Source organism: Claveliimonas bilis (genome assembly GCF_020892095.1).
GTDB classification, from domain to species: Bacteria; Bacillota; Clostridia; order Lachnospirales; family Lachnospiraceae; genus Claveliimonas; species Claveliimonas bilis.
The window spans coordinates 297,386-312,385 of sequence record NZ_AP024845.1 but is presented as its reverse complement, the minus strand read 5'-3'; the positions used below and the strand labels follow the sequence as shown (position 1 = coordinate 312,385).

The 15,000-nt window shown below is 44.1% G+C and carries 17 protein-coding genes, 1 tRNA gene, 1 riboswitch and 1 other annotated feature; of the genes, 15 read left to right on the top strand and 3 right to left on the bottom strand.

Annotation, left to right across the window (positions count from 1 at the left end; genetic code table 11):
* Nucleotides 1-1,806, top strand: a complete 1,806-nt coding sequence (gene aspS, locus EUBC25_RS01575) for an aspartate--tRNA ligase (RefSeq protein ID WP_230106506.1) — start codon at nt 1-3, stop codon at nt 1,804-1,806.
* Between the two features lie 156 nt (nt 1,807-1,962).
* Nucleotides 1,963-2,035: transfer RNA gene (locus EUBC25_RS01570), tRNA-Gly, on the top strand.
* Between the two features lie 170 nt (nt 2,036-2,205).
* Here EUBC25_RS01570 and EUBC25_RS01565 read toward each other — a convergent pair.
* The 3 genes from EUBC25_RS01565 to EUBC25_RS01555 form a co-directional block, all read right to left on the bottom strand.
* On the bottom strand, nt 2,206-2,685 hold the full coding sequence (locus tag EUBC25_RS01565; RefSeq protein WP_230106505.1) for an MGMT family protein: 480 nt from the start codon (nt 2,683-2,685) through the stop codon (nt 2,206-2,208).
* Between the two features lie 220 nt (nt 2,686-2,905).
* A complete protein-coding gene (locus EUBC25_RS01560; protein ID WP_230106504.1) occupies nt 2,906-3,445 on the bottom strand; it encodes a flavodoxin domain-containing protein in 540 nt (179 codons plus the stop codon).
* A gap of 2 nt (nt 3,446-3,447) precedes the next feature.
* Nucleotides 3,448-3,939, bottom strand: coding sequence for a MarR family winged helix-turn-helix transcriptional regulator (locus EUBC25_RS01555; RefSeq protein WP_230106503.1), 492 nt, complete (start codon nt 3,937-3,939; stop codon nt 3,448-3,450).
* Between the two features lie 187 nt (nt 3,940-4,126).
* On the opposite strand from EUBC25_RS01555, the gene EUBC25_RS01550 reads away from it, so the two are divergent.
* From EUBC25_RS01550 to ilvN, 13 genes are all read left to right on the top strand, one after another.
* Entirely contained in the window at nt 4,127-5,413 is a 1,287-nt protein-coding gene (locus tag EUBC25_RS01550; RefSeq protein ID WP_230106502.1) for a homoserine dehydrogenase, read from the top strand.
* A gap of 84 nt (nt 5,414-5,497) precedes the next feature.
* Nucleotides 5,498-5,597: riboswitch (THF riboswitch) on the top strand.
* Between the two features lie 66 nt (nt 5,598-5,663).
* Nucleotides 5,664-6,227, top strand: coding sequence for a folate family ECF transporter S component (locus tag EUBC25_RS01545; RefSeq protein WP_230106501.1), 564 nt, complete (start codon nt 5,664-5,666; stop codon nt 6,225-6,227).
* 14 nt (nt 6,228-6,241) lie between these two features.
* On the top strand, nt 6,242-6,673 hold the full coding sequence (locus tag EUBC25_RS01540) for a MarR family winged helix-turn-helix transcriptional regulator (protein ID WP_230107526.1): 432 nt from the start codon (nt 6,242-6,244) through the stop codon (nt 6,671-6,673).
* A 145-nt stretch (nt 6,674-6,818) separates the two neighbouring features.
* On the top strand, nt 6,819-7,415 hold the full coding sequence (locus tag EUBC25_RS01535) for a DUF3793 family protein (protein WP_230106500.1): 597 nt from the start codon (nt 6,819-6,821) through the stop codon (nt 7,413-7,415).
* Between the two features lie 42 nt (nt 7,416-7,457).
* Nucleotides 7,458-7,892: a flavodoxin gene (locus tag EUBC25_RS01530; protein ID WP_230106499.1), complete on the top strand. Its 435-nt coding sequence runs from the start codon at nt 7,458-7,460 to the stop codon at nt 7,890-7,892.
* Between the two features lie 39 nt (nt 7,893-7,931).
* A complete protein-coding gene (locus tag EUBC25_RS01525; protein ID WP_230106498.1) occupies nt 7,932-8,213 on the top strand; it encodes a DUF2325 domain-containing protein in 282 nt (93 codons plus the stop codon).
* Between the two features lie 181 nt (nt 8,214-8,394).
* A complete protein-coding gene (locus EUBC25_RS01520; RefSeq protein WP_230106497.1) occupies nt 8,395-8,895 on the top strand; it encodes a GNAT family N-acetyltransferase in 501 nt (166 codons plus the stop codon).
* A complete protein-coding gene (thyA, locus tag EUBC25_RS01515; protein WP_230106496.1) occupies nt 8,892-9,740 on the top strand; it encodes a thymidylate synthase in 849 nt (282 codons plus the stop codon). The genes EUBC25_RS01520 and thyA overlap by 4 nt, the downstream gene beginning before the upstream one ends.
* Before the next feature lie 28 nt (nt 9,741-9,768).
* Nucleotides 9,769-10,260, top strand: a complete 492-nt coding sequence (locus EUBC25_RS01510; RefSeq protein ID WP_230106495.1) for a dihydrofolate reductase — start codon at nt 9,769-9,771, stop codon at nt 10,258-10,260.
* 5 nt (nt 10,261-10,265) lie between these two features.
* The gene (locus EUBC25_RS01505) at nt 10,266-11,543 is read left to right on the top strand and encodes a glycosyltransferase family 4 protein (RefSeq protein ID WP_230106494.1); all 1,278 of its coding nucleotides are present in this window, start codon (nt 10,266-10,268) and stop codon (nt 11,541-11,543) included.
* Nucleotides 11,544-11,559: 16 nt separating this feature from the next.
* Nucleotides 11,560-12,246, top strand: a complete 687-nt coding sequence (locus EUBC25_RS01500) for a PHP domain-containing protein (RefSeq protein ID WP_230106493.1) — start codon at nt 11,560-11,562, stop codon at nt 12,244-12,246.
* 92 nt (nt 12,247-12,338) lie between these two features.
* Nucleotides 12,339-12,597: a binding site (T-box leader), on the top strand.
* Between the two features lie 56 nt (nt 12,598-12,653).
* On the top strand, nt 12,654-14,372 hold the full coding sequence (gene ilvB, locus EUBC25_RS01495; protein WP_230106492.1) for a biosynthetic-type acetolactate synthase large subunit: 1,719 nt from the start codon (nt 12,654-12,656) through the stop codon (nt 14,370-14,372).
* An 18-nt stretch (nt 14,373-14,390) separates the two neighbouring features.
* A complete protein-coding gene (gene ilvN / locus EUBC25_RS01490) occupies nt 14,391-14,900 on the top strand; it encodes an acetolactate synthase small subunit (RefSeq protein WP_230106491.1) in 510 nt (169 codons plus the stop codon).
* Nucleotides 14,901-15,000: the final 100 nt, after the last annotated feature.

The window sequence follows — 15,000 nt, the reverse complement described above, 5'->3', positions numbered from 1 at the left end:
ATGGCAGAATCAATGCAGGGTTTAAAAAGAACCCACCGTTGTGGGGAACTGTCTGCAGCACAGATCGGTGAGAAAGTTACCGTGATGGGATGGGTGCAGAAGAACAGAAATAAAGGGGGACTGGTCTTTGTTGATGTGCGGGATCGTTCCGGAATCATTCAGGCTGTTTTTGAAGAAGGAAAAACAGAGGCGGCGCTTTTGGAAAAGGCAGCAAAGCTTCGTGCAGAATATGTAGTGGCAATTGTGGGAACAGTAGAGAAACGCTCCGGCGCTGTCAATGAAAATATTTCCACCGGAGAGATTGAGATCATCCCGGAAGAACTGCGTATTTTATCAGAAGCGGAAACACCTCCGTTTCAGGTAGAAGAAAATTCCAAAACAAAGGAAGAAGTGCGCTTGAAATACCGCTATCTGGACCTTAGAAGACCGGATATGCAGAGGAACCTGCTTATGAGAAGCCAGGTGGCTACACTGACAAGACAGTTTCTGGCAGAGGAAGGTTTTCTGGAGATAGAGACGCCTGTTCTTGTGGGAAGCACGCCGGAAGGAGCCAGGGATTATCTTGTGCCGAGCCGTATCCATCATGGACATTTTTATGCGCTTCCACAGTCTCCGCAGCTTTTCAAGCAGCTTTTGATGTGCTCCGGATGCGACCGCTATTTCCAACTTGCAAAATGTTTCCGTGATGAAGATCTGCGTGCGGATCGCCAGCCGGAATTTACCCAGATCGACATGGAGCTTTCCTTTGTGGATGTGGATGATGTGATCGATGTCAATGAGAGGCTTCTGAAGAAACTTTTCCATGAAGTGCTGGGTGTGGAGGTGTCTCTTCCAATCCCGCGGATGACCTGGCAGGAGGCTATGGACCGCTTCGGTTCCGATAAGCCGGATATCCGTTTTGGTATGGAGCTTCATGATGTGACAGAAGTTGTCAAAGACTGTGAGTTTGTTGTATTTAAAGGGGCTATTGAAAACGGCGGAACTGTCCGGGGAATCAACGCCAAAGGGCAGGGTGCAATGCCGAGAAAGAAAATTGACAAGCTGGTGGATTTTGCAAAAGATTTCGGTGCAAAAGGCCTTGCTTATATTGCTATCCAGGAGGATGGAACGGTAAAATCCTCTTTTGCGAAATTTATGAAAGAAGAAGAAATGACAGCCCTTATTCAGGCAATGGAGGGAGAGAACGGAGACCTTCTTTTGTTTGCAGCTGATAAAAATAAAGTTGTCTGGGATGTTCTTGGAAATCTCCGACTTGAGCTGGCGCGCCAGATGGAACTGCTGGATAAAAACGAGTATAAATTTATCTGGATCACAGAATTTCCGCTTCTTGAGTGGAGTGAAGAGCAGAACCGTTATACGGCAATGCACCATCCATTTACAATGCCTATGGAAGAAGATCTGCAGTATATTGATACAGATCCGGGAAGAGTCCGTGCAAAGGCTTATGACATTGTTCTGAACGGAAACGAGATCGGCGGAGGAAGCGTCCGTATCTTTAATCAGGAAATACAGAGCAAAATGTTCGAGGTGCTGGGCTTTACGCCCGAACAGGCCGAGGAGCAGTTCGGATTCCTTTTGAATGCGTTTAAATACGGAGTGCCGCCTCATGCAGGACTGGCATATGGTCTGGACCGTCTTGTCATGCTGATGGCAAAAGAGGACAGTATCCGTGATGTAATCGCCTTCCCTAAGGTGAAAGATGCATCAGATCTTATGACAGAAGCGCCTACGCCGGTAGACCAAAAACAGCTGGATGAACTGGGACTTCAGATTATAAGAGAAGAAAAGAAAGAAATCCAGGAATAGAAGCCTGTTTTGGCAGGCGCCGAAGAAAAAACGGCGTCTGCCAGGACTGTAAAAAGCAGGGAAAAAATAAATAAAAAAGTTTGAAAAAAGTGTTGACAAACAAAACATCATATAGTATATTAGTTATTGTTCTGATGAACACGAACTACAAGATATGCGACAGTGGCTCAGTTGGTAGAGTACGACCTTGCCAAGGTCGGGGTCGCGGGTTCGAGCCCCGTCTGTCGCTCTGAAGAATAGCTATTGAAATGATTATCTGGTGAGATAATGATTTTGATAGCTATTTTGCATTATTGAAAAAATACAACTTTTTTCGTATCTTCTCATAATGAATAATCGCTAATGCGTCGGTGGTAGGAAAGCGGACAAGAAAGTAATCAATTTTTGCACAAACTTGAATTACTTCAAATCAAAGAGAGAATTTTCATAATCCTTTACATAGTATCGTATATTTTTACGACCTTTTTGAATAATAGTATGTCCTTCTGCTTCTAATTTCTCTTTCTGTGCTTCAATACCATTTGGATATTTAGCATTTAGTTCTCCGTTTGCTTTCAATGTTCTCCAATAAGGCGTTTCATCTTCTAAACGCTGATAACTCGCCCATGCAACAATGGAAACAAAAATTCCTGCTGTAATCGGCTCTGTAAAATCAGCACCACTCAATTCTGCAAAGTATTTCCGTATTTCCCCAACGGTAATTATTTTACCATACGGAATTTTTTTCATTACTTTGTCATAGTCGATTGGTGGTGCAAAATACATTTTATTTCCACCATATTTTTCAATGCTTTTCTTGTCTGTAATGATTTGAAATTTTGGCATATCCTTATTATCGTGCAGCATAGCATTAAAATCTTTTTTATTTTCGTTTGCCATTTTGCCACCTCCTACTTTAAGGATAGACTGTTTGTTATTCCTATGCAATGAGGCTGTTTGAAAAAAATAGATAATTTATCTGTACCAACATTATATCACGCTCTTCTAAGCGTTGCCATTCTGTTTCGCTGCATAGAAAAAGACACTCTGTTTCAAGTGCCGTTCTTCCATAATTTTGTATAACTTTCTATTGAATAGAGGAAAATTTATTTATAGTAAGCTAAGTTGCAGACCGGACGTTGAGGTAATCAAAAAGGGGTTCCAGATAAGCTCTGTCTGTCCAGTCACAGCTTTTACCATCCGCTTCCAGGAAAGCTTCCATCCATGGTTCCAATGTCTCTGGTTTGCTTTTCTGAAGCGATTTTTTTAACATTCTGCACAGAGTTCTGTCCTTAAAGCTCATGACAGATTCATCGTATGCTCCCCGCCCATAAAACATGGTGACAGAAAAGGAGAGATCCTTTAAATTTTGTTTTTTAAGTTCTTCAAATGTTTTGGGATAAAAAGGACTTGCGCCGACGGCAAAGATAACCACATTTTTATCCGAAAGAAAACGCTGGTTCCGCCGGATATCTTTCATAACGGATATCCCTCCTGCATATATGCCGCCTGCCGCAATAATAAAATCATAATGCTCCGCCTGATGAAAAGGAAAATTTCCTATTTCGAAGACGTCACAGGCCAGTTCCTCTTTTAACATATCAGCATACTTTTTGGTTGAACCATATTTAGAACGATACAATACTAAAATTCTGCTCATACTTAGTTCTCCTTTTTTCCTGTTTTTGATTCCAGATTTTCAATCCCTTTGTAGAGTTTCATCATTAACAGGAAGAGTTGTGCGATCTCTTCTTCAGAGTAGACTTCAAAAAGAAAGCGCAGATCCTCTTGATATGTAGTAAATACATTTTCAAAATAGTCATTTAGTTTGCTTGTAGGGTAAATGCTGGAAGCGCGTGCATCCTGCTGACAGGGGACGATTGTAACGAATCCCTTCTTTTCCAGTGCGAGGGCAAGCTTTTTGATATTCTGTCTGGAACAGCCAAGGAGGCGTCCAAGCTGGGTGAAAGTAGGATGATCCTTCGATTGCCTTACCATAGTCAGGAGCATGAACTGCTTCAGGGACAGTTCCGGGGTGGTGTTGTCAAATATGGTCTGCAGTCTGTTTTCAGCGATGAACAGCGTACTGAACAGTGCTTTGCATTGATTTTCCGTTGAATCAGAAAATTTTTGAATGAGATCATTGATTTCCATACGTCCTCCGTTGAGTGGATAGGAAGAAAACCCTATCTAAAATAGTAACTTGTTACTAATATGATAGCAACTAGTTACGTATTTGTCAATAAAGGAAAACAGAAGAATAGATTTGTTAATGATTTATTTATTCTGGAAGAACCATAGTAACTGTGCTATACTTTACGACATGAAACGGAGGGAGCATATGACAGAACGAAAGATAATCAAGGCAGGGCTGCTTGGCCTTGGAACAGTAGGAACCGGTGTCTACAAACTTGCCAAGAGACAGAAGGAAGAAATAGAGAAAAAAACAGGTGTTTCTTTGCAGATTGAGGGTATCCTTGTACATAATATTGAAAAGAAGAGAGAAGGAGTGGATCCAAGTCTTCTGACAGATAATTACAGAGATCTTACTGGAAATGAGGAAATCTCAGTTATCATTGAGGTGATGGGAGGCATTGAGCCGGCGAAAACCATTATTCTGGAGGCGATGCGCGCAGGCAAAAGCGTAGTGACAGCCAATAAGGATCTGGTAGCGGTTCACGGAGCACAGTTATATGAAACAGCGGCGGAAAACGGAGTGGATTTTCTTTTTGAGGCAGCTGTGGCAGGAGGGATTCCCATTATCCGTCCTCTCAAACAGTGTCTGGCCGGAAACGAAATATCCGATGCAGTGGGAATTGTCAACGGAACGACCAACTATATTCTCACACGCATGTTTGAAGATAATATGGAATTTCAGGAAGCCTTGGATCAGGCAACAGAGCTTGGCTATGCGGAGGCGGATCCCACAGCGGATATTCAGGGCCTGGATGCAGGAAGAAAGATAGCCATCCTTGCCTCTACAGCCTTTCACTCCAGAGTTGTGTTTGATGATGTATACACAGAAGGAATTACCAAAATCACTGCAAGAGATATCCGGTATGCAAAAGAATTTGACAGTGTTATTAAATTGCTGGGCATTGCCCGGCAGAGGGACGGACAGATTGAAGCGGCCGTGTATCCCATGTTGATTTCCAAAGATCATCCGCTTGCCACAGTAAGGGATTCTTTTAATGCAGTGTTTGTGCATGGAGATGCGGTAGATGATGTGATGTTCTACGGACGGGGAGCAGGCGAATTTCCCACAGCCAGCGCTGTCATGGGAGATGTGATCGATGTAATACGCAATATGCAGTACGGCTGCACAGGGCGGATCGGCTGTACCTGTTACCGCACAACTCCTGTGAAAAATCCGGGAGATATCAAAAATAAGTTTTTCATCCGAATGCAGGTGGTAAATAAGCCGGGTGTACTGGCTGCCATTGCAGGAGAACTGGCTACTCATAAGGTGAGCATTTCCAAGGTGGTGCAGAAGGTAATTAAAAGCGGAATGGCTGAACTTGTTATAGGAACAGAAGAGGTAAAAGAGTACCATATGGCAGATGCGCTGAATGATCTGAAAAAGCTTGATGTCGTACATGAAATCAGCAGCGTAATCCGTGAATATTAGGAAAGCATTGTTTCATGGCAAGAAGTGTGCTAGAATAAAACAAAATCATCATAGTATTTGGATGAACACAAACAAAAAAGGAAGAGCAGAGTAGGAATGTGTGCGTTAAGTGCCGGCTGGACGGGGAGTTGCCAGCGGGACGAAAAGCAAGAAGCTTGCGGTACATGTTCCGCATCCCGCTGCTACACATAGACAGAAATACCTGCTTATGGGTAGCTGAAAGGACTACTGCGAAAAGGAGGTATTTTTTATGAAAAAAACAAAAAAATTATTTGCAGATTCACTTCATGAATTTCAGGATGTCAGAAAACTTGCGGTTATGGCAATGCTGCTTGCGCTGGCGGTTGTGTTGGGATTTTATGCTACGATTCAGATTGGGGATTTTTTGAGGATTGGATTTGCATTTATCCCAAATGAATTGACGGGAATGTTGTTTGGACCGGTAGCGGGAGGATTTATGGGAGCGATCGCCGATATTGCTAAATACGCAGTAAAACCCATCGGAGCATTTTTCCCGGGATTTACGATCAGCGGCTTGCTGGCCGGCCTGATCTATGGCGTTGTGCTCTATAAAAAGCCGGTGAGCCTGAAGAGGATTATTGTGGCAAACACACTTGTGACAGTTTTTGTGAATCTGCTTTTAAATACGTACTGGCTTACGATTCTTTATGGAAATGCCTTTGCAGTACTGCTTCCGGCCAGAATTATAAAAGAAGCGATTCTGCTTCCGATAGATATTGTGTTGTTTTTTACAGTTGCCAGAGTGCTTGGAAGGACGCAGATATTTTCTGTATTTGCCAGACCAGCCAGATAAGAAAGGATGATATGATGCAGGAGCGGCTCCCTATCGGTTTTTTGTTCAAACAGATCAATAATGTATATGAAAAAGATTTTAATAACAGGCTGCGTACGCTGGGAATAACAGCCTCCCAATGTGCAGTGCTGGATTATCTGTTTCACAGCAGAAAAGAAGAGATTAACCAAAAGGATGTGGAAAAGGCATTGAGCCTGAAAAATCCTACGGTGACAGGGTTGCTGAAAAGGTTGGACGAAAAAGGATTTATACTGATCGTCCCCAGCACGAAAGATAAGCGATGTAAAAACATTTATCTGACGGAGAAGGCCTATGATATTCAGAAAAGAATGGAGGCGGACCGCAAAAAGATCGATAAAGAGCTTACGATCGGAATGACAAAAAAGGAAGTCCAGGCTTTGCAGAAGATGTTAAGCCGGGTACTGTATAATGTATCAGAACCATAGAAATATAACAAAGAAGGCGTCGGATGTTCCGATGCCTTCTTTTTGAAATTGATAAAAGTTATCAAAAAATGTATTGATAATTTGAGTAGGATATGCTATATTGTTAAAAGTAAATGATAATCAATTTCAAAATACGGAGGAATTTATGCCGGTAGAAGTGGTTTCTTACCTTTTGTCAGATGGAGATGAAGTGAGGCGGATACAGTCACAGCTTGTTCTGCAGTGTGCCCCTTTCCTGAAAGGAATTAAGCTTGCAGCGATTACGAACATGGCGCCGGATGCCTGTGAAATGCTGGAGAGGATATTGGAGGGATCCGGTATTTCCTTTCGTATCCTCGCTTCCGGGAAGAAACGTTGTCTTGTATTTTTGTACCGGGAAGAAGCGTTTGCCAGATATATACGGACCGGGAAAATAAGAAGGTTTCTTTCTTCTTACGGATACAGAGGGTATATGGTAAAAGAAACGCTGGATCGTTTGTCGGAACGGATCGGCATGTACTCCAGAGAGGATATTTCCTTTCCGCATGAGATTGGAGTGTTTCTTGACTATCCTCTTCGGGATGTAGAAGGCTTCATTCAAAACGGAGGAAAGGATTATCTGTTGTCCGGGTACTGGAAAGTATATCATAATCCGGAGCGGGCAAGAAAACAGTTTCAGGCATACGACAGAGCCAGGAACGAGGCGGTAAAAGAGCTGCTGGCCGGAAAGCGATTTACGGAAATTGTGGCATGGGCGGCTTAAAATGTCAGTTTATTGATTTTTACATGATAGGAGGATGCAGGTATGAGTATTGCAGTTGTGTATTGGAGCGGAACAGGAAACACACAGGCTATGGCGGAAGCTGTCGTGAAAGGAATCGTAGAGGGAGGAGCAGAAGCGGAGCTCCTTTCAGTAGATCAGGCAGATGCGTCAGAAATTGCCAGAGGGGATGTATTTGCCCTCGGATGCCCCTCCATGGGTGCGGAAGAACTGGAAGAGTCGGAGATGGAGCCTTTCGTACAGGAATTGGAAGGAAAGGTGAGCGGAAAGAACATTCTTTTATTTGGTTCGTACGGATGGGGAGACGGAGAGTGGATGCGCACCTGGGAAGAGCGCATGAAAGCGGAAGGAGCTGTGTTGATCGGAGGATCGGGAGTGATTGCCAACGAGGCCCCGGATGAAGAGGCGCTGAATGCATGTGAAAAGGCAGGGAAAGCATTGGCGGAAGCGGCGAAATAGGATAGGAAAAGAGGATTCGGACAGAAAGGAGATTATGACATGAGTATTGTGATTATTGGCGGAAATGAACGGATGGAATGTCAATATAAGCAAATCTGTAAAAAGTATAATTGCAAGGCAAAAGTATTTACGAGAATGGCAGGAAATTTAAAAACACAGATTGGGCGTCCGGATCTTATCATCCTTTTCACCTCTACGGTGGCCCATAAGATGGTACACTGTGCTCTGAAAGAGGCGGAGCGTTATGATGTACGGGTGGAGCGTTCCCACAGCAGCAGCGCAAATGCACTGGACGGCATTCTAAGAGAGTGTTGTAATTAATCTGTGAAAGGATGGAATTGCTGTTTCAAAAAGAGTATTTTCGGCAGGACAGGGAGGATTCCCTGTCCTGTTTGGACTTAAGAAATCGCTATTTCTATCTGCCGGGTTTTCCTTGAACCATGAGACGGAAACTGATATAATATTTCTATGTGGAAAAATAAGCAGAAAGAAGGATAAAAGATTGAAGAAAAAGCCGGAATTTCGGTTCGCTTTCCCGGAAGATACGGGGAAGATTTTATTTTTTATAAAGAATCTTGCCAGATATGAAAAGTTGGAAGACGAGGTGGTGGCGACAGAGGAACTTCTCAGAGAGTGGATCTTTGAAAAGAAGAAAGCAGAGGTTCTTTTTGCGTTGGAAGATGGAAAAGAAGTAGGGTTTGCTCTGTTTTTTTACAACTTTTCCACATTTCTTGGTAGAGCCGGAATCTATTTGGAAGATCTGTTTGTTCTTCCGGAATATCGCGGCAGAGGCTATGGAAAAGGGCTTCTTAGAGAGCTGGCCCGGATTGCGGTAGAGCAGAGATGCGGCCGCCTGGAATGGTCCTGCCTGGACTGGAACCGGCCAAGTATTGAGTTTTATTTATCTCTTCATGCACAGCCGATGAAGGGGTGGACAGTTTACCGCCTGACAGGTAACAGCCTGAAAAATATGGCAGGATCAGACGAGGAGGAAATGCAATGAGTTATGCGGATAAAATCTTTATTCAGATGTGCCGGGATATTATAGATAATGGGACAAGTACAGAGGGAGAAAAGGTGCGCCCGGTGTGGGAGGACGGCACCCCTGCCTATACGATTAAAAAATTCGGGGTTGTGAACCGTTACAATCTGGCGGAAGAGTTTCCAGCCCTGACACTTAGAAGGACGGCGATAAAGAGCTGTACAGATGAGCTTTTGTGGATCTGGCAGAAAAAATCAAATAATATTCATGACCTGAAGTCCCATATCTGGGACAGCTGGGCAGATGAAAGCGGATCCATCGGAAAAGCATACGGTTATCAGATGCAGGTGAAGCATCAGTACAAAGAAGGAATGATGGACCAGGTGGACCGGGTGATCTTTGATCTGAAAAATAATCCTTACAGCAGAAGAATTATGACGAATATTTATGTTCATCAGGATCTTCATGAGATGGCGCTGTATCCCTGTGCCTACAGCATGACATTTAATGTGACAAAGGAAAAAGGGAGTGAAAAGCTGACGCTCAATGGTATTTTAAATCAGAGATCCCAGGATGTCCTGGCGGCAAACAATTGGAACGTATGTCAGTATGCCGTACTGCTCCATATGCTGGCACAGGTGTGTGACATGAAAGTGGGCGAATTTGTTCATGTGATCGCCGATGCCCATATCTACGACCGCCATATTCCGATGATCGAAGAACTGATACAAAGGAAGCCGCTTCCGGCGCCGAAATTCTGGCTGAATCCGGAAGTGAAGGACTTTTATGATTTTACGCCGGACGATGTGAAACTGCTTGATTATGAGACTCATGAACAGATAAAAAATATACCGGTAGCTATATAAATTTTTCGGGAATATAAGGGAGAATAAGATGAATTTAATCGTGAATGTAGATAAAAACTGGGCGATCGGAAAGGGAAATAAACTTTTGGTAAGCATTCCCCAGGATATGAAATTCTTTCGGGAAACAACGACAGGAAAGGTTGTTGTGATGGGGCGCAAGACACTGGAGAGCTTTCCGGGAGGACAGCCTTTGAAAAACCGGACAAATATTGTACTGACATCGGATAAAAGTTACAAGGCAGCCGGAGCTGTTTTGGTGCATTCCATGGAAGAACTTATGGAAGAGTTGAAAAAATACAGCCAGGAAGACATCTATGTCATAGGCGGAGAGAGTATTTACCGCAGTCTTCTGCCCTATTGCAGCAAGGCATATATAACAAAAACGGAACATGCCTATGATGCGGATACGTGGTTCCCTGACCTGGATGCGGATCCACAGTGGAAGATGACAAAGATCAGTGAGGAACAGACCTATTTCGATCTGGAATATTATTTCACGGTCTATGAAAGGATATCCTGAGAGTAATGAGAATATTGAATATCACAGCCCAGAAGCCGGACAGTACAGGGAGCGGTATCTACCTGTCAGAGCTTGTGAAGGAATTGAACCGGGAAGGGCATACACAGGCGGTAATTGCCGGTGTATACCCGGAAGATGAGATCCTTCTTCCGCCGGATGTAGAACGGTTTTTTGTATATTTTCATACAGAAGAGCTGCCTTTTGCCATTGCCGGGATGTCCGATGAGATGCCTTATGAAAGCACGGTGTATCGCACTATGACAGAAGAGATGACAGAACAGTTTATGACAGCGTTCCGAAAGAAGATCAAAGAGGCTGTCGTTAAATTTCGCCCGGATCTGATCTTGAGCCATCATCTTTATCTTGTCACAGCCATTGCAAAGGAATGTGCCGGCAGTATTCCGGTTTATGGATTCTGTCATAATACCGACTTGCGGCAAATGAGAAGCCATGGCCTGCAGAGGAGCTATATCAGAGAGCATATAGCTGCCCTTGACAGGATCTATGCCCTTCACGATGAACAGAAACAGGAAATTCTGGAGCTGTTTCCTGTGGAGAAAAGCAGGATTTATCTTTCCGGTATCGGGTATAATGCTGAAATTTTCTGTGAAGCATCATCCCGCAAGGCTTCCCCAGGGGAAGCGAGGGAGGTGAAAGAAGGTACACAGATTATTTTTGCAGGCAAAATCACACAGAGCAAGGGAGCGGCAAGTTTGATAAGAAGCATGGATTATCTGGCAAAGAAGATGCAGGAAGATCCGGCTTTGAGGGATAAGGCCGGTTCCATCAGGCTGTTCCTTGCGGGAGGAAGCGGAAACCGGGAGGAGTATGCCGGGATTCGTAAGATTGCAGAAAGATCCCCCATTCCGGTTGATTTCCTGGGGCGACTGCCGCAAAAAGAGCTGGCGGACAGATATCGGGAATCTGATGTGTTTGTCCTGCCTTCCTTTGGTGAGGGGCTGCCTCTTACTTTGATTGAAGCACTTGCATGTGGGGACAGGGCCGTAGTGACAGACCTGCCGGGGATCCGTCCCTTCCTTACCAGTTCAGTTCCCGATGCACCGGTCTTTTATGTGAAAGCGCCAAAGGCGGCGGAAAAGGGAGCGGAAAGCGGGAGACAGGATCCAAAAGAGCTGAAACAGTTTGAACAGGAGCTGGCAGATCAGATTGCAGCGGCAATCGCAGTGGGCAGACAGCCATGCCCTGATCTTTCTGAAATTTCATGGAAAGCTGTGTGTAAAAGAGTGTTATGCCCGGGAAAAGAGAGATTAGAAAACGGATAACATAAGGAGGGGTATTGTGTTTATCGATTTGCATATGCATGAGATGCGAAATTCGGGGGACAGTTATCTTACGTTGGAAGAAATCGTTGAAATTGCAAAGAAAAAAGGATTGGATGCTATATGTATCACTGACCATGATAATATGGATATTCGTTCTTTTGCAAAAGAATATTCGGCAAAAACAGGGTATCCCATCTTTGTGGGAATTGAATTTTACTCTCTTCAGGGAGATATTATCGCCTATGGGATCGAGGATTACCCAAGAGAGCGCATTAGCGCGCAGGAATTTATTGATTTTGTCAGAGAACAGGGAGGAGTCTGCTACAGCGCACATCCTTTTCGGAATAACCGGAGGGGAATGGAGGAACATCTTGATGAGGTGACAGGGCTTTCGGGAATTGAAGTGCTCAACGGAAGTACACACAGAGAGGCTTGCATGAAAGCCGCAGAATATGCGAAAAAGCTGGATCTGATTCCGGTGGGGGCCAGTGATTGCCATGTACCGGAAAAAGTAGGAGTGTGTGCAACCTATTTTCCAATGGAAATACAGTCAGAAACAGATCTAGTCCGGGCTTTTCGCAGCGGCGGTATGAAGCCCGCTTATTATAAAGATGGAGCCTATCATATTGTGGAGATTGACGATATGGATGCATTTCCCCAGGAGGAGTGGATTTCTTCTAGGAAAAATAAAGAAAGAGGATAAATTTGCAACCTTGACAATTCCGGAGGGTATCCATTATAATATCACTAATTTACCAGATTTTATAATTTAAAATCAAAGAAAGAATTTATGGGAAAAATGCTATGACAAGGAGGAGTACATAGACACCGGATGCCAAGAGAGAAGATGGATGGTGAAAATCTTCGTGAAGGGTTTGTGGAAGTAGCCTTCGAGCAGTGGACCGAACAGAGGGAAAACATTTCCTTTTTAGTAGGCTCCAACGTATTTCCGGCGTTAGCGGAAGCAGTATCGGAGAAATTCCCGTACTGACAGAGTGCAGAGACATTGTTTCTGAATTTAGGTGGTAACACGGATGAAAGATTCGCCCTAAGCTTTTTGGCTTAGGGTTTTTCTTTGTTCGTTCCTAATAATCAAAAGGAGGTAACAGTATGAAAAAAATATCTGGAAACAAATTACTGGTAAAGGCCTTGAGAGAAGAAGGAGTGGATACAATTTTTGGCTATCCCGGAGCCTGTACAATTGATATCAGCGACGAGCTGTATAAGCAGGATTATACGAAAGTTATTTTGCCAAGACAGGAAGTGGCCCTGGTCCATGAGGCAGATGCCTATGCAAGGACAACCGGAAAAGTAGGAGTATGCCTTGTTACAAGCGGACCGGGAGCTACCAATCTGGTTACAGGGCTTGCGACTGCTAATTATGACAGTGTGCCATTGGTGTGTTTTACAGGACAGGTGGCAAAACATCTGATTGGAAACGATGCTTTTCAGGAGGTAGATATTGTAGGGATTACAAGAAGCATCACAAAATACGGAGTGACAGTCAGGAACAGAGAAGATCTTGGAAGGATTATTAGGGAAGCCTTTTATATCGCACGGACGGGGCGTCCCGGGCCGGTGCTCATTGATCTTCCTAAAGATGTGATGGGAGAACTGGGAAGTGCAGAATATCCGTCTGAAGTAAATATCAGAGGATATAAGCCAAATACTCATGTACACATCGGGCAGCTTAAGCGGGCGATTAAAATGCTTGGCAAAGCAAAGAATCCGCTGTTCCTTGCGGGAGGAGGCGTTAATATCGCCCATGCACAGGAACTGTTTACGAAACTCGTGGAGAAGACAAATGTTCCTGTTGTAACAACCGTTATGGGGCGCGGAGCGGTTCCTACAGATCATCCGCTTTTTATCGGAAACCTTGGTATGCATGGGGCGTACGCAGCAAATATGGCGGTAAACAACTGTGATCTTTTGTTTTCCATTGGTACCAGATTCAATGACCGCATTACCGGGAAACTGCATTCTTTTGCACCTTGCGCGAAGATCGTCCATATTGATATTGATACCTCTGCTATTTCAAGAAATGTGCAGGTCGATGTGCCGATTGTTGCCGATGCTCATGAAGCAATTGAAAAAATGCTGGAATATGTGGAAGTCTGCGAGACAAAAAGCTGGCTGGAGCAGATTGCTGATTGGAAGGCAGAGCATCCTCTCGTGATGAAGAAACGCCCGATCATGACTCCTAAAGATATTATTGATGAAATCAATGAAAGTTTTGAGGAAGCCATTGTCGTGACAGACGTAGGGCAGCATCAGATGTTTACGGCACAGTTCCTGGAACTGAAACCGGGAAAGCAGCTTATCATGTCCGGCGGACTTGGTACAATGGGATATGGCCTGCCGGGGGCTATCGGCGCCAAGATTGGAAATCCGGATAAGCCGGTTATCTCCATTTCCGGAGATGGGGGAATGCAGATGAATATACAGGAGCTTGCCACAGCAGTGCTGGAGGAGCTTCCGATCATCAGCTGCATTTTCAATAATAGCGTACTTGGGATGGTACGTCAGTGGCAGAAGCTCTTTTACGGCAAACGGTATTCTATGACCTGCCTGCGGTCAGGAGCAGCCTGCAGAGGTAAATGCGGCGAGGTAGAGTGTCCTCCTTATACGCCTGACTTTGTGAAACTGGCGGAAAGCTATGGAGCAAAAGGCATCCGTGTAACGAAAAAGGAAGAGATAAAACCGGCCTTTGAAGAGGCAAAGAAGAGCAAAGTGCCTGTTGTGATTGAATTTCTGATCGATCCGGAAGATCTGGTATATCCTATGATCCAGCCGGGCGGAACATTGGAAGATATGATCATGGATTGTTAAGAGAAAGGAGAGAAAAGAATGAACAGTACAATGAAAAAAAGATGGATATCCCTGTATGTGGAGAACCAGGTAGGCGTTCTCTCCAAAATTTCCGGACTTTTTTCCGGGAAATCTTATAACCTTGACAGCCTTACTGTCGGGACAACAGAAGATCCGACGGTGTCCCGTATGACGATTGCCACAGTCAGCGATGATGAGACATTTGAACAGATCAAGAAGCAGCTGAACCGTCTGGTAGAAGTGATCAAGGTCATTGATTTTACCGATATTTTTGTACGTATGAAGGAAATCCTTTATATTAAGGTAAAAAACTGTACTTCTGAGGATAAGATCGAGGCCTTTCAGATTGCAGAGACTTTCAAGGCAAAAGTCATTGACTACGGAAAGGACAGCCTTCTTTTAGAGTTCGTCCAGACCGCGACAAAGAATGACGCAGTTATCAAACTGATGAAGGAAGAATTTAAGAGTATTGAAGTAGTGCGGGGTGGAAGCGTAGGAATCGAATCCATCAGTATGATGGAGCGCTAAGTTACTATTCACAGCTGATAATATGCCCGGCAAAAAAACAGAGTGCACTCTTGAATTTTGTATATGACAGTATTATAATGAAAAAAGATTAATAAAAGAA